The sequence below is a fragment of the Chryseobacterium pennipullorum genome (genome assembly GCF_003384725.1).
Classification (GTDB): Bacteria; Bacteroidota; Bacteroidia; order Flavobacteriales; family Weeksellaceae; genus Chryseobacterium; species Chryseobacterium pennipullorum.
This window is the reverse complement of record NZ_QNVV01000004.1, coordinates 74,570-94,720: the sequence shown is the minus strand read 5'-3', so window position 1 is coordinate 94,720 and position 20,151 is coordinate 74,570. Positions and strand designations below refer to the sequence as shown.

Annotated in this window: 19 protein-coding genes and 8 tRNA genes; 24 read left to right on the top strand and 3 right to left on the bottom strand. The window is 38.6% G+C overall.

The genetic code is table 11. From position 1 onward, the window contains the following. Positions 1 to 105 precede the first annotated feature (105 nt). From DRF67_RS06815 to DRF67_RS06735, 16 genes are all read left to right on the top strand, one after another. A complete protein-coding gene (locus DRF67_RS06815; RefSeq protein ID WP_115927553.1) occupies positions 106 to 234 on the top strand; it encodes a penicillin-binding protein in 129 nt (42 codons plus the stop codon). A 696-nt stretch (positions 235 to 930) separates the two neighbouring features. Beyond that, positions 931 to 1,007 (top strand) — tRNA-Lys (locus DRF67_RS06805). An 84-nt stretch (positions 1,008 to 1,091) separates the two neighbouring features. After that, positions 1,092 to 1,163, top strand: a tRNA-Asp gene (locus DRF67_RS21475). A 199-nt stretch (positions 1,164 to 1,362) separates the two neighbouring features. Continuing rightward, positions 1,363 to 1,436: transfer RNA gene (locus DRF67_RS06795), tRNA-Met, on the top strand. Positions 1,437 to 1,441: 5 nt separating this feature from the next. After that, positions 1,442 to 1,513: transfer RNA gene (locus DRF67_RS06790), tRNA-Asn, on the top strand. 680 nt (positions 1,514 to 2,193) lie between these two features. Continuing rightward, positions 2,194 to 2,265, top strand: a tRNA-Glu gene (locus tag DRF67_RS06785). A gap of 332 nt (positions 2,266 to 2,597) precedes the next feature. Beyond that, positions 2,598 to 2,673 (top strand) — tRNA-Leu (locus DRF67_RS06780). A gap of 93 nt (positions 2,674 to 2,766) precedes the next feature. Then, a tRNA-Phe gene (locus DRF67_RS06775) sits at positions 2,767 to 2,839 on the top strand. 53 nt (positions 2,840 to 2,892) lie between these two features. Beyond that, positions 2,893 to 2,965 (top strand) — tRNA-Gln (locus DRF67_RS06770). A 93-nt stretch (positions 2,966 to 3,058) separates the two neighbouring features. Next, on the top strand, positions 3,059 to 3,544 hold the full coding sequence (locus tag DRF67_RS06765; protein WP_115927551.1) for a ribonuclease H-like YkuK family protein: 486 nt from the start codon (positions 3,059 to 3,061) through the stop codon (positions 3,542 to 3,544). A gap of 57 nt (positions 3,545 to 3,601) precedes the next feature. Then, positions 3,602 to 3,979: a cyclic-phosphate processing receiver domain-containing protein gene (locus tag DRF67_RS06760; RefSeq protein ID WP_115927550.1), complete on the top strand. Its 378-nt coding sequence runs from the start codon at positions 3,602 to 3,604 to the stop codon at positions 3,977 to 3,979. 4 nt (positions 3,980 to 3,983) lie between these two features. Beyond that, positions 3,984 to 4,997, top strand: a complete 1,014-nt coding sequence (locus DRF67_RS06755) for an RNA ligase, Rnl2 family (protein WP_115927549.1) — start codon at positions 3,984 to 3,986, stop codon at positions 4,995 to 4,997. A gap of 177 nt (positions 4,998 to 5,174) precedes the next feature. Continuing rightward, positions 5,175 to 5,726, top strand: a complete 552-nt coding sequence (locus DRF67_RS06750; protein ID WP_115927548.1) for a 3'-5' exonuclease — start codon at positions 5,175 to 5,177, stop codon at positions 5,724 to 5,726. Between the two features lie 276 nt (positions 5,727 to 6,002). Then, positions 6,003 to 6,551, top strand: coding sequence for a DUF6493 family protein (locus DRF67_RS06745; protein WP_115927547.1), 549 nt, complete (start codon positions 6,003 to 6,005; stop codon positions 6,549 to 6,551). Positions 6,552 to 6,613: 62 nt separating this feature from the next. Continuing rightward, entirely contained in the window at positions 6,614 to 9,310 is a 2,697-nt protein-coding gene (locus DRF67_RS06740) for a DUF6493 family protein (RefSeq protein WP_115927546.1), read from the top strand. Between the two features lie 3 nt (positions 9,311 to 9,313). Further along, on the top strand, positions 9,314 to 10,657 hold the full coding sequence (locus DRF67_RS06735; protein WP_115927545.1) for an SWIM zinc finger family protein: 1,344 nt from the start codon (positions 9,314 to 9,316) through the stop codon (positions 10,655 to 10,657). Positions 10,658 to 10,704: 47 nt separating this feature from the next. On the opposite strand, the gene DRF67_RS06730 is transcribed toward DRF67_RS06735, so the two are convergent. Then, positions 10,705 to 11,151 (bottom strand): VOC family protein, encoded by a 447-nt coding sequence (locus DRF67_RS06730; RefSeq protein WP_115927544.1) that lies wholly within the window; start codon positions 11,149 to 11,151, stop codon positions 10,705 to 10,707. A 293-nt stretch (positions 11,152 to 11,444) separates the two neighbouring features. Between DRF67_RS06730 and DRF67_RS06725 the strand changes: the two genes are divergently transcribed. Continuing rightward, positions 11,445 to 11,972: a DUF6584 family protein gene (locus DRF67_RS06725; RefSeq protein WP_115927543.1), complete on the top strand. Its 528-nt coding sequence runs from the start codon at positions 11,445 to 11,447 to the stop codon at positions 11,970 to 11,972. A gap of 32 nt (positions 11,973 to 12,004) precedes the next feature. On the opposite strand, the gene DRF67_RS06720 is transcribed toward DRF67_RS06725, so the two are convergent. Continuing rightward, entirely contained in the window at positions 12,005 to 12,343 is a 339-nt protein-coding gene (locus tag DRF67_RS06720) for a helix-turn-helix domain-containing protein (protein ID WP_115927542.1), read from the bottom strand. 12 nt (positions 12,344 to 12,355) lie between these two features. After that, complete coding sequence (locus DRF67_RS06715; protein WP_115927541.1) at positions 12,356 to 12,784, bottom strand: transposase; 429 nt, start codon at positions 12,782 to 12,784, stop codon at positions 12,356 to 12,358. Between the two features lie 627 nt (positions 12,785 to 13,411). On the opposite strand from DRF67_RS06715, the gene DRF67_RS06710 reads away from it, so the two are divergent. The 7 genes from DRF67_RS06710 (at position 13,412) to DRF67_RS06680 (ending at position 20,101) form a co-directional block, all read left to right on the top strand. Further along, positions 13,412 to 14,950: a SulP family inorganic anion transporter gene (locus tag DRF67_RS06710; protein ID WP_115927540.1), complete on the top strand. Its 1,539-nt coding sequence runs from the start codon at positions 13,412 to 13,414 to the stop codon at positions 14,948 to 14,950. A 236-nt stretch (positions 14,951 to 15,186) separates the two neighbouring features. Continuing rightward, entirely contained in the window at positions 15,187 to 15,855 is a 669-nt protein-coding gene (locus DRF67_RS06705; protein ID WP_115927539.1) for an HAD family hydrolase, read from the top strand. Positions 15,856 to 15,861: 6 nt separating this feature from the next. Next, positions 15,862 to 16,686 (top strand): phosphoribosyltransferase family protein, encoded by an 825-nt coding sequence (locus DRF67_RS06700; protein WP_115927538.1) that lies wholly within the window; start codon positions 15,862 to 15,864, stop codon positions 16,684 to 16,686. Further along, entirely contained in the window at positions 16,676 to 17,233 is a 558-nt protein-coding gene (locus DRF67_RS06695) for a TerD family protein (RefSeq protein WP_115927537.1), read from the top strand. Before DRF67_RS06700 ends, DRF67_RS06695 begins: the two co-directional genes overlap by 11 nt. 2 nt (positions 17,234 to 17,235) lie before the next feature. Continuing rightward, positions 17,236 to 18,405: a toxic anion resistance protein gene (locus DRF67_RS06690; protein WP_185142071.1), complete on the top strand. Its 1,170-nt coding sequence runs from the start codon at positions 17,236 to 17,238 to the stop codon at positions 18,403 to 18,405. 16 nt (positions 18,406 to 18,421) lie between these two features. Further along, a complete protein-coding gene (locus tag DRF67_RS06685; RefSeq protein ID WP_115927536.1) occupies positions 18,422 to 19,369 on the top strand; it encodes a hypothetical protein in 948 nt (315 codons plus the stop codon). A 123-nt stretch (positions 19,370 to 19,492) separates the two neighbouring features. Then, the gene (locus DRF67_RS06680) at positions 19,493 to 20,101 is read left to right on the top strand and encodes a TerD family protein (RefSeq protein ID WP_115927535.1); all 609 of its coding nucleotides are present in this window, start codon (positions 19,493 to 19,495) and stop codon (positions 20,099 to 20,101) included. The last annotated feature ends 50 nt before the right edge of the window (positions 20,102 to 20,151 follow it).

The window sequence follows — 20,151 nt, the reverse complement described above, 5'->3', positions numbered from 1 at the left end:
GGGATCCACCCTGTTCAAGGCCATCATGACCCGTTATTTTTATTACCCTGTTCAGTGAGAATTATAGAATAATAATAAAAAAGATTTATCTTTGCGCCAGAAATTATGACAATACAAAGAGCACATATCAATGCAGAACTATGCGAAAACCCTTTTGTAAAGGGGATATTTGGATATGATGAGATGATATGGAATGAGGCGAAATGTGCTGACTTTGGAAATTATTTACAGTAAAACCCGTAAAAATTTAATCAAAATACTGCAGGAACGCCTCGATTTTTCGAGGCGTTTTTTGTTTTTTAGGTCAGAAATTATTTAGAATGAAAAAAAATAACCATAAACATGAAAAATTTTTAATACACAATGAAACTTTAATACGATAAAATAGAGTGATAGACAACCCGGTGAGAGACAGTCATTTAGGTAATTAAGATATCCGTAAAATAGTACGGACAAAAACCTTATGTGCTAAAATTTATCGTAATATACTGGTTTTCAATAAGTTGATTTAAAAATTTATTTGTGAGTTTCAAAAATTCATATTTACTTTGCAACCGAAAATTGAAAGCAACAGGTTTTCAGGATTCACAAAAAATAATTTAAAGACAAACAAAAATAAAATGAAACAATTACATAACATATTCAATCCATATTCAATCCTATTCGGACAGCAGCCGGCAGGAAGTCTATGTATGATAGATGGTGAAATTGTGGATAAAAGGTGCTTATATACGTGGGTCAGCGAATGATCGTTTACGTAAAATTTATATAAAGCGCCTCCCGAAAAGAGGCGCTTTTTTTATGGTTTCTTTCGCTGAGTTGGTAAAGTGTCAGTCAATGAAAGAACAGGAGTCGGGATGCGAAGCATTTGTGAATACCGCTGATCACAATAATGAATAGTGAACGGCCCTGAAGATACCATAAGTATACAATCTCATAGCTCAAATGGTTAGAGCACCGGTCTTTTAAACCGGGGGTTGAAAGTTCAAATCTTTCTGGGATTACCATTGGTTCTGTGGCTCAACTGGATAGCGCATGGGTTTCTAAACCAAGGGTTAGAGGTTCGGGCCAGATCGAATCACAAAAATAAAGGTCTATTGAGGTAATGGCTAACCTGCCCGACTGTCTCTTGGGCACTGCGAGTTCGATTCTCGCATAGACCGCAAAGATTCATGGAGAAATTGAGTTCCGGCTGTCTCCCGGAAAAGAATTTTGAAGTGAATCTGTCAACTGGAAAGATAACGGTGGTTGTCTAAAGTGAACAATCTTGCTTTCCAGACGATTAGTTCCATTAACATAATGGTGAGTGCATTCGGCTTTCTACCGAACGACAAGGGTTCGACTCCCTTATGGAATACAAAAGGTTTCGTAGCTCAAGTGGCTAGAGTGTCGGTTTCATAAGCCGAAGGTTGAAGGTTCGAGTCCTTCCGAAACTACAAAAGATTTTGTAGCTCAATGGCAGAGCGCCGGTCTGTTAAACCGGAAGTTGAAAGTTCGAATCTTTCCGGAATCGCAGATAACTAATTGTTAATTGTTTCAGGAGAAAAAGTAAAAGTTTGTCAAGAGCAGAAGATCTTTACGCCAAACACGAAAATACAGACAGGCTTTTCTTCTCTCCCGATTAATTAAAAATTAAAGAATATCATTTATAAATTTTTAGGTAAAAATAAGTTTGTTGAGCGCAGAAGTTCTTATATCAAACGATTTTAGACAGACTTTATTTTTTAATCTGATGGTTCGCCGAAGTGGAAGAGTCGGGGCGGTCTGCAAAACCGCTGTGTAAACTGAGTGGGTTTGAATCCCATAACCATCTCAAATAACTAAAATGAGATTAGTTCAGGAGGAAAAATATAAGCTTGTCGGGCACAGAAGTTCTTATATCAAACAAAAAAATTAAGACAAGCTTTTATTAACTCCGATGAGAAAGAATAGTGGAGAAATTAGTTATTAATCATTGCAGATTACTCATAAAAAAAGGAAGTACGCCAACGTTGGAGTGTTGGGGCAGACTGACATGAGGAACGAAGTGAACGATTCCTTAAAAAAAATGAAAAACACAGCGTAAAATCTGTTGCTTCATTGCTGAGCAGGTTCGAATCCTGCTACTTCCACTAACCGCTGATAATGTAACGGCAGCATGCAGGAACTGTACTCTTGTTGTCCGGGTTCGATTCCCGGTCAGTTGGTTTTATTGCTCTATTCGTCTAATGGTAAGGACGCCTGCCTTTCGAGCAGAGAATAAGGGTTCGATCCCCTTATAGAGTACTTGATGTGAATAACCGGTCAATACTGAAATGATTTTAATACCATGAAAGTTCAGATTTTAAAAAAAATTGGCCGGTTACCATTCACACAAATGATGAAAAGAGAGAAAAGGACTGTCAGAAGCAGATGATCTTTTAGCCGATACGTCGACAGTCTTTTATTTTTTTAAGCAAAACATAACAGGAAATGAGAAAGGTTTGTCAAGCGCAGATGATCTTTACAAAAACTTACAGGCATAGTTTATAACAGACAGAACTTTCTCAAACCTGGATGACTGGTCAATTCCGGAAACCTATATTCAGGTCGATCACAATAATTGGCTCATAAAAACTGCGGGAATGGTGGAATGGTAGACACTCTTGATTTAGGATCAAGCTGCTGGGGGTTCGAGTCCCTCTTCCCGTACCAAAAAAGAATGAAATATAATGAACAATGAGTAATGACTACAGGGAAATCATAGGCATATTATGTATTACCGGTTACTCATTACCCATCAAACAGGGAAGAGTGGTGTAGCAGGTCTGCACGTTAGTCTGAAAAACTAAAGGGACAGGTTCGATTCCTGTCTGTTCCGCAAAACGTGAATACGTCATAAGAAATTATGGGTACCCACTTATTCAGTTATGCTGATTCGTAGTGTAATTGGTCAGCACACAAGATTTTGATTCTTGTAGTTCAGGTTCGAGTCCTGATGAATCAACAATAGTAATTAAATGTTAAAGGCCTATAGAAACGGCCAATACAGCATTATGAACAATCATGTATCAATTATAAATTAAAGTATGTAGAAAAAATGGAAACGCAACAACAAACATGGCAGAATATGAATGGAAAAATTTTCCAGCACTCTATCACACAGCTGGTAGAAGAAGCCATCATTCGCGAACAGGCCAGTGGACACCGCCTGAAAGTGTGTGTGGGATCAGACTCTCATGTATATGGCGATGCAATCAGCTATGCTACGGCAGTAGTATTTATTCGTGAAGGCAAAGGAGCGTTTACCTTTATCAGAAAAGAAAGAGAAATACAGAGCATTAGCATCAAAGAACGTATGCTGAATGAGGTCAACAAATCTGTTGAAATCGCATACATGATCTGTTCTGTGTTGGATACGTATGGTGTTGAAATGGAGGTACACGCAGACATTAATACCGATCCGGATTTTAAATCCAATGTAGCATTAAAAGATGCTATGGGGTATATCCTGGGAATGGGGTATGTATTTAAAGCAAAACCTTTCGCATTTGCAAGTTCCAATTGTGCAGATATGATGGTGTAGCCCAGCTGGAAGACGAAGGCTGGAAGCAGAACGCCCTGCCAACAAAAAAATAAGGAAATGAAAAAGACAAAAAGACTGTTATTTCTGGATGATGTAAGATTTCCTGTTGAAGCATATCATTATACCCGGCAGGATTTTTTCCTCAGAGGTGACTGGCACATCGTTCAGAACTACGACCAGTTTGTCAGCTGGATTCGCAAAAAAGGACTTCCGGAAATGATCTCTTTTGATCATGACCTTGCAGATGAACACGATCCGAAAGCTGATACTCAGGAATGGGTTGAAAAAACCGGATATGAATGCGCCAAGTGGCTGGTGGCGTATTGCCTGGATCAGCATATGGACATTCCGGAGTTTTACTGTCATTCTATGAATCCTGTAGGAAAGAAAAATATCACCAGTCTTTTAAACAATTTTAAAGCTATTAAAAACTAAAAAAATGATTTTCAAAACATATAACACGATAGAAAATGCGTACCAGGACCGGGTGATCGAGCAGATCAGACGGCAGGGGTTTGGAGAAGAAATTTTCATTGTACAGGAAAAAGTACATGGAGCGAATTTTTCTTTTTTTACCGATGGAAAGGAAATCAGAATAGCAAAGAGAACAGCTTTCATCGGAAGTGATGAAAAATTTTTCAATGCCCACGAGATTCTTGAACGGTACAGAAAGAATGTCATTGATGTATTCAATAAAGTGAAAAAGATCTATCGTGATGTTCAAACAGTGGTAATCTACGGAGAACTGTTTGGCGGTGGTTACCATCATCCAGAAGTAGAAGCTGTAAAAGGCGCGGTAAGGGTGCAGAAGGGCATTGAGTATGCGCCTTACAATGAATTTTATGCTTTCGATATCAAGTTAAACGGAATTACTTATCTGGATACGGATGTCATCAATGCAATTTTCGAGAAAACCGGATTTTTCTATGCTAAAACTTTATTTCAGGGAACTTTGGAGGAAGCATTAAGGTTTCCGAATGTTTTCAACTCTAAAATTCCTGGCTGGCTGGGATTGCCCGAATTGAATACTATGTGTGAAGGTACTATTATAAGGACCTTGAAGACAAGATACTTTGGCAATGGAGCCAGAGTTATCCTGAAAAATAAGAATGAAAAATGGATCGAGAAATCGAAAATGGTGAAAAAACAGCATACCTCTGTTCACCAGCATATTCATTTTAGTGATAAAGCTCAGTCTATTCTGGAAGAAATACAAAAGTATGTGACGGAAAACAGGTTGCATAATGTTATGGGTAAGATTGGTGAATTTGAACCCGGAATCATTGGTCGCGTAACTAGCTTTTTCGCACAGGATATTTTAGAGGATTTTGGAAAAGACTTTCCAGAAGCTTTTACCACTATTGAAAAAGAGGAGCAGAAAAGGATTAACAAAAAATTGAATGAGATGGTCATTAAGTGTATTGAAAAAGAATTGAAGACCGTTAACGTGTAGTTTCGGTATTTTTTTACCGGAACTTTTTTAATGCTCCAGCAAAATTCTGTTTGTGATGTACAACCGGAAACAGTAAAAAATAACAAGCTGAAATACTAAGCCGGCAACCGGAGATCTGATCATATTGATTATTCTCTGCTTTCCACAGGTCTTTTGGCTAATAAACAATTTAAATAAATGAAAACAACAGATAATATATTAATTATAGATCTTGAATCAACATGCTGGGAAAACCGGCCGCCGAGAGGTCAGGAGAGTGAGATCATCGAGATCGGAGTATGCATCATGAATGCAGCATCCGGCCGGATCTCCAAAAACGAGGGAATCCTTATAAAACCCAGGCATTCAAAGGTGAGTCCCTTTTGCACAGAGCTTACAACTCTTACCCAAAATATGCTCGATCATGAAGGAATAATGCTTGACGATGCATTTGACATCCTGAGGGCAGAATATGACTCTGAAGAACTGACCTGGGCTAGTTATGGAAATTATGACCTCAATATGCTCCAGAACCAGGCCAGAAGGTTTTATCTGGATTATCCCCTTACTGATAACCATATCAATGTAAAGACCCTGTTTGGGCAGACGCATCCTTCTATAAGAAAAAGTGTAGGAATGCAGAGGGCTTTGGGAGAGCTCGGCCTGCCATTGGAAGGCACCCACCACCGGGGAGTAGATGATGCAAAAAATATAGCCAAAATATTACATTGGTGTCTAAAGAATAACTAAAAGTAAACAAAGATGAAGCTTCCTTTTTTAAGGAAGTTTTTTCGTATATAAAGAGGTGCCTTCAGGATCATACAGGGCGGCTCAAACGTAGTGATTTTTCATGATTATTTTCTTAGTATCATATATATCACTGATTAATGATTTAAACTTGTTTAAGTGAGGTATGTTATACAGCCCCCTGTATTAACTTAATTTTTTGTTAAAAAACTCACTTTTTAGGGATAATTGAGTGTCTGTGAATCAATTTTTGTTATTTTAGCTGGCAAGAATGAATATATGCTTATTGAGGAGGAGTTTAAGGCAATATACTTAGATGATAAAATAAGGGAAATTGTTCCTTTTCTTAAGAAGCTTACACCTAGAGATAAAAAAGAAGTTGCTGCTGTTTTAAAGAAAACAATCAATAAAGAATGGGGGCATAATACTATCTCTGTGTTAGCTGCTTTTGCCTGTTGTAAAACCAGAAATGAATACGAAAAACGGAGTCCCGGGTATTACGCTATGCCGGAGGGGTTTATTGATGAATGGTATGTCCCTTCATGGCTGGAGGAATGTATCTTATCTCTGAGAGAATTTGATGATGTGAAGGTATGGGAATGGGTGCTTTTTGCTTATCTGGAGCCTGCTGATCATGAAATTTTGGCACAACAGGAAGAGCTGCTTTTGAGTTTCAGTTCTACTCAGCATTTTTTGAAGATTTTAAATCCTGTCGTTACCCATAACAATTTTGAAACCGAAAACTTTTCGTCTGTGGCTTCCTCTATAGTGAGGTTACGAAAAACTGTTGAACCGGCATCAGCCGCCACCCGAGAGGACTGTTGCTGAAAAAATTGAAAACTGGCAAAACGAAAATAACCTGAAAAAATTATACATCAAATTAATACCAAATGAAAGAAAGACTTTATGAGATCCTTAATGAGGAACAAATACATGAGATCATCCCCTTTCTGAAAAAGCTTACTGCCGAAGAGAGAAAGACCTTAGTGCCGACGATAAAGAAAATGGACCGGGAGATCAGCAAGATCGTCATGACGAAGAACTCCTACCATACGGCTGGATCCGTAGACCAGCATTCTATCATTGATATTGCATCATTTGTTTGTATGGACCAGAAGAACTTTGGTAAAAATTACTGGAGCATTTTCCGCAATATAGAGCAGACCGAACAGATTCTGGAATGGGGCTGCCCGGATTGGTTTTCAGACTTTATCAATGATTCCATCGATGCCGAGTTTACCGCTTTTAATTACCAGGATATTCTGGGATGGACTGCGAAAGGCTATGTACAGCCAAAGCCCGAGCTTCTTGGATACCATCTCAGCAATTATCCTTCTGACCTAGATCATCATCCCGAAACCCTTGCTACCCATTTTTGGTATCTGTGCCAATATCCATCCAAATCGCTTCCGTTCCGCAAAGAATGGTTCCCTCTGGTGCAAAAGCTTATAGCCGAGGAAAAAGTGGAAAGAAAGAGGTTTCTGACTGAATGTCTTTTGGCTTCGAATAGGAATTTTAACAAAAATGTGACCGGTTGGTTTATGGATGCCTTTACCGCATTAAAGCCCACTGAAGAAGAATTGGTAAGCCTGCAGGATGAGTTGCTTGCCGGGCTGGCTTCTGTACAGTCGAAAGCGGTGAATACCATCCTGGCGCATTTGAAAAAAATATTAACAGACCCTGCCTTTAAAAGTGATGAGTTTGCCCATTATCTTCCAAATCTGCTGAGTTCAGAAGTAAAGACAGTGGTCAACTCCAGCCTGACGGTCACAGAAAAAATCTTACAAAAGAAAAAAACTGATCCGGAAATGCTGGGGATGGCTCTGGGAACTGCATTTGTCAGCAAAGATGATGGGATACAGTCTAAGGCAGCAAAAATGATCCTGAAATATATTCCCGTTTCGGAAAATATGACAGAAGCACTTTCTCATTACTCCGATAATATACTCACTACTGTGCGCCCTCTTCTGATAAAATATGTGGAAGACAAAAAGCATGAACTGGAGGCGATCACTTCTGAAAAAATAGCGCTTACGGGCAAAGAAAATGAACTTAAAGAACTCCAAAGCTTTGAAGATCTTATGTTCTTTCTTCCTCTGGCTATAGAGGACCCATACAGCTACCATTGTGATGTTGCACTGAATGGATTTATCCGTTTCGCGGATCAGGCTGATGAGGAATCTGTAAAATTAATAGAGCCTGTATTTCTCAAGGCCTGTAAGACCATCGCTAAATGGGAAGTCCCGTACCTGAATGTCCTGCTGTGCAATCTGATTATCAATTATGGATTGAATCTACTGGAGAAATACCCGGTTCAACTTAAAAATCTTGAAAAAATATACCAAAGGACCTGTGAAGATGAAGCGACCCGAGAAGCTTACTCCAATTATAGCAAAAAGCTGGGGCCCATAGAAAAAGTAGGAGCTGAAGATCCTGTAGCCAAAGCCTTCAGGGAAATCGCAATATATGCGTCCCAAAAAATCAAATCAGGAGATACTACCCCGTTAATGTTTACCATGACCCATGCGCCTTGCTGGATCGCTCCGGTTACTTTGGTGGAAAGATTTGAGATCTATCAAAACAGCAATATAGAACCCCATCATCTGGATGTGCAGCTGGCACTTCAGCGATGTGCATTAGACCATACGGCTGAAGCCCTGAAACTTGTTGAGAAACGATTAAAAGGAGAATATAAAGACTTATTGCTTTTCTTTTTTGGTAAAAATGATAGACCTGAAGGACGTTTTGATCACCCTTCCTGGTGGTTGACTGCAGGGATTACCCGCTCTCCCGAAACTGTTTTTGAAGAGTTTAAAGAGTTAGGGTACAGCAATATTCCCCGGGAATTCTTTTCAGGAGTTTATGGGTGGAAAACCATAGACAGTAAGAAAAACTCATATTATCCTGCAGAGCTGAATATTGTAATTCCAAAATACCACCTTGAAAAAAGAAAAGAACCTTTATTCATGGAGTATATCATTGCCGAGCAGAAAGACCTTTCTGAAATTCCTGCCATGATGTGGTGCTTTCCCAATACGCCTGCCAATACACTGGCAAAAGTAATCAAAGAATGCCTCTTCTATTCGGGAATGGCCGAAGTCTATGAAAGGAATATGGTTCTTAATACGGCACAGGCACTGTATCAGATTAAAAAGCCCCTGGACGAAATGGGATATCTTTTTTTAGGAACAATCTTTCTGGATGGTGATAAAACAATCCGGGGAACCGCTGCCGAGATATGGCTGGAACATACTTCTCATCAGATGATGGATAATGTAAGATTGGGAAGAGTCATAGGTCTGCATGAAAAGCTGGAGTGGGCTCCTATAAAACGATTAACGGATCTTATGCAGCACCACATGCTGAATGTAAGTAAAAATCATAATATCGCCATAGAAGAACTGATCCTGAATATCTTACTTCAGATGGAAAATCCCGTTACCAATTTAAAAAAACTGCTCGAAGTTTATCACGAAGTACTGGCATTAAACCAATCGGAAGCTCATCAGAAAGTGATCGAAAAACTTAACAGCTGGAAAGAAAACTCGAGCCTGAAAAAAATCTGCAATCTTCTCCTAAAAAAATAATTTATGGAAGATACGCTTATATACAACTATTCCAGGGCCTCTTCTTTGGTAAAGAAGGATGCGATGGAAGAACTGTTTCTCGCTAAATACAGTGAGATACAGAAAAACACTGATGTTCCGTGTTTTTTCTGGGGAAATGTCGGACAGCCCTTTATTTTAGCGCGTTGTCTCATTACGCTTTCCAATATTGTGAAGTCAAGCTTTAATCTGTCTCCGTTTCAGATGGCATTGCTAAAGGACCCGGTAGTGACTGCTGGAAATGAAAGACTTCGCTTCGAAGGATTTTCCCATTGTGCGGGAGTATATGCACGGGTGGATGTTTTGCCGGATGGTCTGGATGGAGAATTTCTGGAAAACGGAACCACAAACGTAGATTTTAACCAGCCTATGATCACGGCTTTAGGAAGTATCCGACCTAATGAAAAAATTATGCTTTCCGTTGGTGAGAAAGAAGTAGGATTGCACAAGGAAAGTGAAAGAGTAGTGGAACGGAAAGTTCCTTTGCCCCTGAAATGGATCAAAGGGCTGGGAACCGTCCAGGTGTATCTTTCAGAATCAGAAAAGCAGCATACCTTTAATAAAATTCAAACACAACAGCTTTTCAGGGGAATGCCGAAAGGAGTGGTAAAATCAGACTACTATCTGATCGTACGGGGTAACAAACCGATGTTTTCGCCGGTAAAATCAGGGGATGCCGTTTGTATTGGTGGGTTGCACAGGTTGCGTCTGTTGGAGCCATTATTACCGTATATAGACTATATGCAGGTTTTTCCGCATCCTGCAATGCAGTCTACCACCTGGCAGCTGTATATGGGCAATATAAGGTTCTGTTTTTCTTTATCCAGAGAAAGCTGGCGGGGCTTCTCAGGAGAAGGCGCTGTACTGGAAAACCTTATAGAGGATGTTTCTGATGAGTGGATTGATGCACTGGATAAATACGCTTATGCCAATCAGTCATTTAATGCTGCTATGCTGGCGCTGGATGAGAATATCAGCCTCAAAAAAACAGAGAATCTTACCGGAAGGCTTGCGGCTGTGGGTCTGCTGGGATATGACCTGGATGATCATGGTTTTTTCTACCGGAGATTACCTTTCAAGCTAGACCGTATCCTTGAGCTCAATCCCCGGATGAAAAATGCTGAAAAGCTGATTGAGACTGGGAAAGTTGAAATTATAAGCAGCAATAGTGACAGAACGGAAGCCCGGGTAGAAGGGACAGGCGTACATCACACAATCATTATCGAAACCGGAAAAGAACGCTGTACCTGCGAGTGGTTCAGTAAATATCAGGGATTGCGGGGACCATGCAAACATGTTTTGGCGGTAAAAAAGATGATTGCCGTTTAACTCACAGAAGGACAGATATTGAGATATACTGTCCTTTTTTTGTTGTGCTATTGCTGCTGCATCCAATCTTCATAGGAAAGTACACCAAGCTCCGGTTTTCCTTCTCCTTCCAGTACTGAAATAAACTCCAGCTGATTGCCGTCCGGGTCGTTAAAGTAAATGGCTAACGCCGGCATCCAGGCAAATACCATCGGCTGAATGGAGCCGTCTTTCAGAAAATTATAGGGAATAAGGTCTTTATTCTTCAGGAATTCCACAGAACGATTTAAAATGTCTTCCTTCGTACTCGTAAATGCAAAATGCCTCGTTTGCAGATTTTCTTTTTGCTCCCATAGCCCCAGCATAAATTCTTTCCCTTTACCGATCCATAAAAAAGCAATCGGTCTCGTTTCGTCCCTGTGGGCAAGTTGTAACCCTAATATTTCTGTATAAAACTGTATCGCATTTTCCAGGTCACTTACTTGTACGTGAGTTTCATATAATCCTTTAATCATAGTTCTTGGTTTAATAGGTACAAAGCTAAAAAATGAATCTGTCAAATGCCATGAATGCTGATCTCTTTGGTAAAAACAAATAATAGAAGATTTTAATGATCAGGCTACAAGAGAACCTTTTATTTTTTTATACGGTCAGTCTACGCAAAAAGATTGCGCTATTATGTCATTACTTTGCTCAATATATTGGAAAAAAGAGGGCTTGACCTTCAGTCCCATTCAAAACAGAACATGTATCAAGCTGTTTTATGGGAATGGATATCCGTATCATATAACCTACATAGAATACAAAGATGAGAGCAGCATTATATAAAATTGAATACGACCTTAAAGAAGGCAGGAAAAAAAAAGCATGTGACCGGCTAAGAAATTTGATCAATACATTCCCGGATGATATTTCTCTCAGAAAAAAACTCGGTCATATCTACTACGATGCAGGGTTTCTGGATGAAGCGGGAAAATTCTGGATATTATGTGAGCCGGAAAATGATGACATGAAAAAATCAGTGGATATTTACAGGCAGTCGCTTAGCAATTCAGGAAATGCTATTTTGAAAGATATTGTTTTCAGAGGCAACAAATATTGGCTTGACAGCCATGCGAAAAACGTAATGAAGGAACTGGAAGACAACAGCCTTAAAATGACCAATCATATTCCCGATTTTAAGCCTAGGAACAGAGAGAAAGAGAGTTATCAGCCCACAAAAGATGATTTTTGGATAGGATTGGGGTTCTATTCCGTCATTGGGCTGGTGATTGTAAGCCTTATTTTAGGAATTTTCAGACTCTTTGAGCTGTTCGTTTCATTATTTTTCGGATAATACTGCATTAAAGTTTGAAAAGTACCGGTGGGCTACTTACCGGTACTTTTCATCGTATTTTCAAGCTCTTCCTCAAACATAGATTTCCATTTGGCGAGCGTAGTTCTGCTTATTTTATATTTTTTAGACATATAACTTGTAGAGTGCTCATGCTTCTTTTGATACTGAAGAAGTTTGAGCATTGTTTTTTTGTCATAAGTCTTAAGTTTTTGATTTTCACGGGACTGTTTAAACAGCTTTTCATTGAACTTAAGAACATCTTCCGTCGTATGAAGTTTCTCCAGAAGCTCTTTGATCTTTGGATCTTCTAACTTTTCCGGATGTTCCAGCCGAAGCATGTCCTGGTAAATTTTTTTGTAATTGGGACGCATATCTATAGAAGGTTAGCCGTTAGTATTATCAGTCTTCTGAAGCCATCTGTGCAGCGTGCTTTTAGGAATAGAGTATTCTTTGATGACGTCGTTCTGGGTCATTTCACCGGAAAGGATTCTTTTCATAATAAAATCTTTGATTTCCTGGGTGTAAATGTTTTTTCTGAAATAAGGAATCTTGTCAGATTTTTGCTGGTTTTTACCCACTGCTGATGGTGGTGCGTACAAAATAAGGTGCGAGCTGTACAGTCTGAAAAAATCATATTCCAGCAATTTGCTCCATCGCAAGAGAAGGTCCGTATCCATTGATGTATTTGTATACATATCTTCCACAGCATCTTCATCGCGATTCAGAAATTTGCATATTCTTTCGATGGTTATTTTGCTTTCGTCAACTCTTTCTTTAATAAATTTTCCTATATGGATTTCTTTATATAACATTTTTGCGGGTATCTTTTGTTTAAAACTCCTGCATAAAAACGGATATCAGGTGTCTATATCATTGTATATTAATTGCCATTGTTTGATGTTGGATGAAAAAAAAATCAAGCAACAGATTACAATGCCGAAGCTTGTAAAGTAGAAATTTTATGAAATTCTAAAAACAGATTGGAGTGTTGAATGCCTTACAGGAACGCTTTCATATTGCTTTAATCGGTTTAGTATATTGCTTATTTTCAATACAGTTCATCATACTCCTTCCCTTATCAAACTTCTCTTTCTGCCATTTTGTGTAAATAATATATCCCCTGTTAAAGTTTCTTTATGCTTTTCTGGGTATGCTAAGCTTTTATTTATAGGATAGCTGACGATGTACCAGTCGCCAATTTTACCTATTCGTTTAATCAGTGCTAAATAATCTGCTTAATTGTTTTCAAATTTAAACAAAAATAAAAAGCAAAAGCACTGGGAAATTTAAAAATACCTCATTATGGGATAATTTTATGTAAAATTAACATATTATATCTTTGAATAAGTGTAATATTTACATTTTGCCAGACAGAAATATTAAAACGGGTTAACAGAAAAATTGTATAACGTTCAGCAAGTTGATACCTTTGTCGTGCAATGAAAAATACTATCAGTTTATTCGATTTTTCGAAAAAAATAAATTATAAAAACGAGCTGTTGGCCGGCTTTACCGTTGCCATGACCATGATTCCGGAATCTCTTTCATTTGCGATTCTGGCAGGGCTTTCTCCGCTTACCGGGCTGTATGCTGCCTTTCTGATGGGGCTGGTAACAGCTGTTTTAGGAGGACGTCCGGGAATGGTTTCTGGAGGTGCCGGTGCCACAGTAGTGGTGTTAATTGCCTTGATACAGTCTCATGGAGTAGAATATCTATTTGCTACAGTGGCTCTTGCCGGAATTCTTCAGATGCTGGTAGGAGTTTTTAAACTGGGAAAATTTGTAAGGCTTATTCCACAGCCGGTTATGTATGGGTTTTTGAATGGGTTGGCCATTATTATCTTTATGGCGCAGGTTGAGCAGTTTAAAATTACAGATCCCAATGGAGCTGTGAATTGGCTGCAGGGAGCGCCTCTATATATTATGGGAGGGCTCACAGCGCTGACCATTGCAGTAGTTTACTTCTTTCCAAAAATCACAAAAGCAGTTCCAGCTTCCCTGGTTGCAATTATTATTGTTTTCGCTGTAGTTCTTGTATTCAGTATTCCTACAAAAACGGTAGCAGATATTGCTCATATCAGCGGAGATCTTCCCCGGTTTCATATTCCGCAGATCCCTTTTTCTCTGGAAACCCTGCAAATCATTTTTCCATATGCTTTGATCATGGCAGGAGTAGGGCTTATTGAATCTCTGCTTACATTATCAATGGTTGATGAAATTACCAATACCAAGGGAAGCGCCAACAAAGAATCTGTTGCCCAGGGGGTCGCGAATATGACCAACGGTTTCTTCGGCGGAATGGGCGGCTGTGCAATGGTGGCTCAGACCTTGGTAAATCTTAATGCCGGTTCCAGAGCCAGGCTATCAGGAATTATCGCATCACTGCTGATTTTAATAATAATTCTTTTTGGAGCACCTGTCATTGAAAAAATTCCTATGGCCGCCTTGGTAGGCGTGATGATGATGGTAGCCATCAGTACGTTCCAGTGGGTGTCTATCAGAATTGCTAATAAAATGCCGAAATCTGACATTTTTGTAGGGGTTACTGTAGCCGTGATTACGGTGGTTTTACACAATCTTGCGCTAGCTGTTCTGGTTGGAGTGATCATTTCAGCTTTGGTTTTTGCATGGGACAATGCGAAGAGAATCCGGGCAAGAAAACATGTAGACGAACACGGGGTGAAACATTATGAAATTTACGGACCCTTATTTTTTGGTTCAGTAACTGCATTTACAGATAAATTTGACCCTGCAAATGATCCTGATCAGGTGGTGGTTGATTTTAAAGAAAGCAGAATTGTGGATATGAGTGCGATAGATGCGTTAGATAAATTATCAAAACGGTATAAGCAACACAATAAAACACTGCATCTGCGCCATCTCAGCGAAGATTGCATAAGAATACTTAAAAATGCCGAAGCGGTAGTTGAAGTGAATATCCAGGAAGACCCTACGTATAAGGTGATGCCCGAAAAATAGCGGAGTAGTCAATAAGTGAATTTTGCTTCGCAAGTGAATAGTGAATTCTTGTACAGTCATCTGCTACATCCGTCGGATGTACAGAATTTCATAAAAATATCTTAAAACAGAGAACTAGGTGATGCATTTATGATAAAAATTTTATCTTTGGGAAGAATAGTAAAGTAAGCTTGCTGATGATTTCAATATTTAAATCTTTTTCAGGAAGCTCAATAAAACTTTTAACTTAAAACCTATTGAAAACAGATATTGACATTCATAACCACTGTCATTTTTCCTTTGACTTGTGGCTCACCTTAATCAAATCTCATCCTGAATTTAAAACAAAAAGAGTTGAGCTGTTCTCTTCATTTTTCAACGTTGACAAGCCGCTCTATGAAGTTGCGAAAACGGTAAAGTATTATGATGATCTTTGTAATACCATCAATGAAGTGACAGGTGGGAATATTGATACTTTTGAGATCTATCTGATGATATTAGGTGCTCTGGATGTAGATGTCAGGTCACTAAACAGAGAGGAGCTTAATAAGTTTTATATTCAAAGTGAAAACCTGTTTTTGGAATACAAGCCTGTTGTGATTTTTGAAGATGTCCACAATTTTTTTGATGAAATTAAAAATCAGGGAAAGACCATTAATATTCTCAGCAATACAGGATTTATCAAAGGAACGACCATGAGAAAATTTCTGGTTCATGAAAATCTTGACCAGTATATCGATTTTCATATTTATTCCGATGAAATCAACTGTTCCAAACCGAATCCCCTTGTTTTTCAGGAAGTAAAAAACAATCTTATAGATCAGGATCTTCCTTTGCACCGGATTCTGCATATTGGAGATAATCCGGTAGCAGATTATCACGGAGCTAAAGCCTTCGGTTTCAATGCTCATTTACTTAAACACTAAATACACATGAATAAAAGATACAGCTTACACCACATTCATTCAGCAGATGAGTTTACATTCTCCCCTGCAGAATACAGCTATTTCAAATATGGCGATAAGTCGTATGCTGAAAAATTTGCCAAAGAATTATTCGAAGGATTTATTGCCGAAAATCAAATACTTTTAGAGACGGATAAAGACATTGTCGTGTTACCCAGTCCTTATATGGCGATTCCTACGGCATCCAATTTTTTATGCTTTTATTTTAAAAAATACCTGGATTTTTACTTGTTTCAGAAAGCAAAAAAATCAAGCATTCTGTCCAAGATCAACCGTAATCATACCTACATTACAGATTATGGGAATCTCAACTTTGAGGATCGTAAGAATCTGATTGCCAACGACACCTATTATATTGATAAAGATTTTTTAAAAGGAAAACTTTGTATTTTTATCGATGATATAAAAATCACGGGAAGCCATGAATATACGGTCAATAAAATCCTTAATGAATACAGTGTGGAGGCAGATTTTATGTTCCTCTATTATGCAGAACTGGTAAATTTTGATCTCGATCCTACCATAGAAAACTTCTTCAATTACTACGCAGTGAAAAATGTGCAGCATATTGCAGAAGTGATGAATAAACCGACTTTTGAGTTCAATACAAGAATTGTAAAATATATTTTAGGCTTAGATTCAAGTAATTTTGACTATCTTACGTCTAATGTAAAAAGAGAGCAGATGGACCTGCTTTTGGAGCTGGCCATCAGCAACAATTATCATTTAATAAAAGAATACGAAAATAACATCAATACTTTAACACAAACGGAATTATATTATGGCTATTAACTTACAAAAAGGACAAAGAGAAAATATTAACGCCCCTAAATTTACTGTAGGTTTAGGATGGGATATCAATAATACTTCTACAGGAACAGCCTTCGACCTTGATGCATCATTATTTTTACTGGGTGAAGATAAAAAACTGGTTTCAGACAATCACTTTATTTTTTATAATAACCTTGAGTCCCCGGATAAATCTGTTATTCACACAGGTGACAATCTTACGGGAGAAGGTGCCGGTGATGATGAACAGATCAAAATTGACCTTACAAAAATTGACAGCGCTATCCAGGAAATCACGGTAGTGGTTACCATTCACGAAGCAGAATCAAGAAAGCAGAACTTTGGGCAGGTAAGAAATTCTTTCATCAGAATTTTCAATACAGACACGAATGAAGAGATCTTAAAGTATGAACTGGATGAAGATTTCTCAATCGAAACCGCTGTAGAATTCGGAAGAATCTATAACAGAAACGGGGAATGGAAATTTGAGGCAGTAGGTGCCGGACAGCGCGACGGTCTTGAAAAATTTGTATCAATTTATCAAAAGTAATCATGGACAATCAGGAAAATCAACCTATAGATCCGCTAGGATCCATAGAACCACTTAAAACTTTTGAACCTGCACCGATGACTCCACCGGGTCAGCCTGTTCAAAATGCTGCACCAGCGGTGCTTGTAGACAGAGAAGGAAATGTTAATCTGACTCAGCTGCAGTCAGAAGAACGTCAGAAATACGAAGTTCTTGCCAACTCTATAGATGAAACCAATCCGGGGTCAATTGTAAATTTCGGAGCAGAGCTTCAGAAAACGTTAACGAACCAGAGTGACAGCTTCTTAGGAAATGTAAGAAGGTCGAATTCCGGAGAAGTGGGAGGGCTTATCAATGATCTTTTGGTAGAGCTTAACTATGTGGACGTAGAAGAACTTAACGGAAATAAAGTTAAAAGTTTTCTAAGCAAATTACCTTTTATGAAAAAGGTGATCACCCAGGTAGAAAACTTATTTGCAAAATATGATAAGATCATCAATAATATTGAGCAGATCTCATATAAAGTGAATGCCGGGATCATTACTTCAACAAAAGATAATGCTGTTCTTCAGACTATTTTTGAAAGCAATGTGAATTCCATTAAGCAGATTGAAGATCTGGTGATTGCCGGAAATATAAGAATGGAAAAGGCAGCCGGAGAGCTTGCTGTGATGGAATCCAATCCACAGACTTATCAGGATTATCAGATTGCCGATAAAAGGGATTTCATTGCCAGACTAGACAGAAGGATGGCTGATCTTAAGGTGGTACGCGTCATCATGATGCAGTCCCTTCCACAGATCAGACTGGTACAGAATAATAACGTTTCTATTGCTGAAAAAGCTCAGACAATTCTCACCACCACGCTTCCGGTTTGGAAAAATCAGCTTTCACTGGCTGTTGCGATGTACAGACAGCAGCAGAATATTGAGATCCAGCAAAAGGTATCTTCTACTACTGAAGCGATTCTTAAAAAGAATGCAGAACGTCTCGGTCAGAATTCTGTGAATGTAGCCCGTGCCAATGAGCAGACCATTGTTTCTGTGGAAACATTGAGAGAAACAACTTCAATGCTTATCAATACCCTGAATGAAGTGAAACAGATTCAGAAGCAGGGAGCAGACAACAGAAGGAAACTGGATCAGGATCTTCAGACACTGGAACACGAGTTGAAAGCTAATGTCAGAGGTTAATTAACAGGGTACCAAGGTGGGGGATGATGCAGCAACCATATTATCACAAAGCCGCAGAAGATTAACAAAGCTTAAGCTTCTGGCTAATTTTTTTGAACATATTGACATAATATCCATTTATATAAAAACTGATATTATCCACAATTTGTTCCAGGAAAATACGGCTCTGGATTATAATAAGCTGGAACTTTTTCACCTTCAGTATACCGACAGCCTCATTGAGCTTCTGACCAAGATTAAAAGACAGAAGGAAAATGATATGCTGGCTGTAATTAATGAGATCGGCATCAACAATAAATATATTTCAGGTTTTGAGGAACGTCGGATAGACAGTTTTCAGACCGACCGCAAAATGTACAGCGGTATATTTTCCCAGCATCTGAAAACATTGTATAAAGATCTTACAGAAGATATTTTTACTGTTAACTGGGAGAATGTACTGTACTTTCATAAAAAATACGCACAGGAGTTTTACAGGACCGATGCAGATGAATCGCTGCTGAAATCCGGTTCTTTTCCAGCCTATCAGTACAGGGATTATTCCATAGAAAGGAAATTGTTGGGAAGACTTAATATCCAGGGTTTTAAAGTGCGTTTTGTCTGTGGTTACCTTATTGGGACCAATGATTATGAGCTGTTTAAAATATTTCAGTCTGATGACTATTTTATTTTCAGTGTGGATGAAAAAAAGCTATATCTTTTCGACAAAGAAACGGATAAGCTGGACATCTCAGAAAATCAGTCGAATCAAACGATCATTATCGATCAGCTGAGAGCCAAAAATGAGCAGCTGGAAAATAGTATGAACGAAAGAAAGCGTGCGCTACCGGCAGAAGTGGAAGGCGTTTTAAAAGACTACATCAGAAACCTGGAGAATATGGATATGATGAGCAAGATATTTGATTTTGACGAAGAGACAAATATTCTGCGGGCAATGCTTAATTTGAATTTGAACAATAACTAAAAGAAATTTGAGGAGCAAAAAAGACCATTAAAATATGGGGAGCAAAATAATACGGATCGTATGCGCTTTATCCACCTTATGGGCTTCTTTTGCTAATCGTAAATAACAACTAAACTTAAAAAGATGGCTATCAACTTACAGAAAGGTCAGAGAATCAACCTTAAAAAAGAAAACGGGGCTGAGCTTTCCCAGGCATGTGTGGGAATCAATTGGGGAGCAATTGAAAAGAAAGGTTTTTTTGGAACTAAAAAAGAAGCAGTGGACTTAGATGGAAGCTGTATTTTATATGACTCCAACAAAAATGTTACTGAAGTGATCTATTTTGGAAATCTTAAATCAAGAAACGGATCCGTAAGACACAGTGGGGATGACCTTACAGGCGATGTAGATGGAGATGATGGTTTGGATAACGAGGTAATCACTGTCGATTTCAGCCAATTGGAACCGAACGTGGAGCATGTTGCCATGGTATTGAATAGCTACAGAGGACAGGATTTCGGAACTATTCCTTTTGCTTCTATCCGTATCTATGAAGGAACTCCTACGAATGTACGGGAAGTTTTCGCCAAATATGATATAGCCAACGATGCTTCTTTCAAAGGGCATGTTGCTATGGTGATGGGGGTTTTCTATAAGAGAAACGGAGAATGGAAGTTCAATGCAGTCGGGGATCCTACATCAGATAAAAAGCTGGAGCAGACCGTGCAGACCGTTCAGATGAATTATTTATAGAATATATACATCAGAAAATACATAAAATAGCAATATTTGTACCCTGTACA

Excerpts from the sequence above, each read along its gene's own strand:
- DRF67_RS06815 (WP_115927553.1), top strand. The coding sequence starts at position 106 with ATGACAATACAAAGAGCACATATCAATGCAGAACTATGCGAAAACCCT.
- DRF67_RS06765 (WP_115927551.1), top strand. The coding sequence starts at position 3,059 with ATGGAAACGCAACAACAAACATGGCAGAATATGAATGGAAAAATTTTC.
- DRF67_RS06760 (WP_115927550.1), top strand. The coding sequence starts at position 3,602 with ATGAAAAAGACAAAAAGACTGTTATTTCTGGATGATGTAAGATTTCCT.
- DRF67_RS06755 (WP_115927549.1), top strand. The coding sequence starts at position 3,984 with ATGATTTTCAAAACATATAACACGATAGAAAATGCGTACCAGGACCGG.
- DRF67_RS06750 (WP_115927548.1), top strand. The coding sequence starts at position 5,175 with ATGAAAACAACAGATAATATATTAATTATAGATCTTGAATCAACATGC.
- DRF67_RS06745 (WP_115927547.1), top strand. The coding sequence starts at position 6,003 with ATGCTTATTGAGGAGGAGTTTAAGGCAATATACTTAGATGATAAAATA.
- DRF67_RS06740 (WP_115927546.1), top strand. The coding sequence starts at position 6,614 with ATGAAAGAAAGACTTTATGAGATCCTTAATGAGGAACAAATACATGAG.
- DRF67_RS06735 (WP_115927545.1), top strand. The coding sequence starts at position 9,314 with ATGGAAGATACGCTTATATACAACTATTCCAGGGCCTCTTCTTTGGTA.
- DRF67_RS06730 (WP_115927544.1), bottom strand. The coding sequence starts at position 11,151 with ATGATTAAAGGATTATATGAAACTCACGTACAAGTAAGTGACCTGGAA.
- DRF67_RS06725 (WP_115927543.1), top strand. The coding sequence starts at position 11,445 with ATGAGAGCAGCATTATATAAAATTGAATACGACCTTAAAGAAGGCAGG.
- DRF67_RS06720 (WP_115927542.1), bottom strand. The coding sequence starts at position 12,343 with ATGCGTCCCAATTACAAAAAAATTTACCAGGACATGCTTCGGCTGGAA.
- DRF67_RS06715 (WP_115927541.1), bottom strand. The coding sequence starts at position 12,784 with ATGTTATATAAAGAAATCCATATAGGAAAATTTATTAAAGAAAGAGTT.
- DRF67_RS06710 (WP_115927540.1), top strand. The coding sequence starts at position 13,412 with ATGAAAAATACTATCAGTTTATTCGATTTTTCGAAAAAAATAAATTAT.
- DRF67_RS06700 (WP_115927538.1), top strand. The coding sequence starts at position 15,862 with ATGAATAAAAGATACAGCTTACACCACATTCATTCAGCAGATGAGTTT.
- DRF67_RS06695 (WP_115927537.1), top strand. The coding sequence starts at position 16,676 with ATGGCTATTAACTTACAAAAAGGACAAAGAGAAAATATTAACGCCCCT.
- DRF67_RS06690 (WP_185142071.1), top strand. The coding sequence starts at position 17,236 with ATGGACAATCAGGAAAATCAACCTATAGATCCGCTAGGATCCATAGAA.
- DRF67_RS06680 (WP_115927535.1), top strand. The coding sequence starts at position 19,493 with ATGGCTATCAACTTACAGAAAGGTCAGAGAATCAACCTTAAAAAAGAA.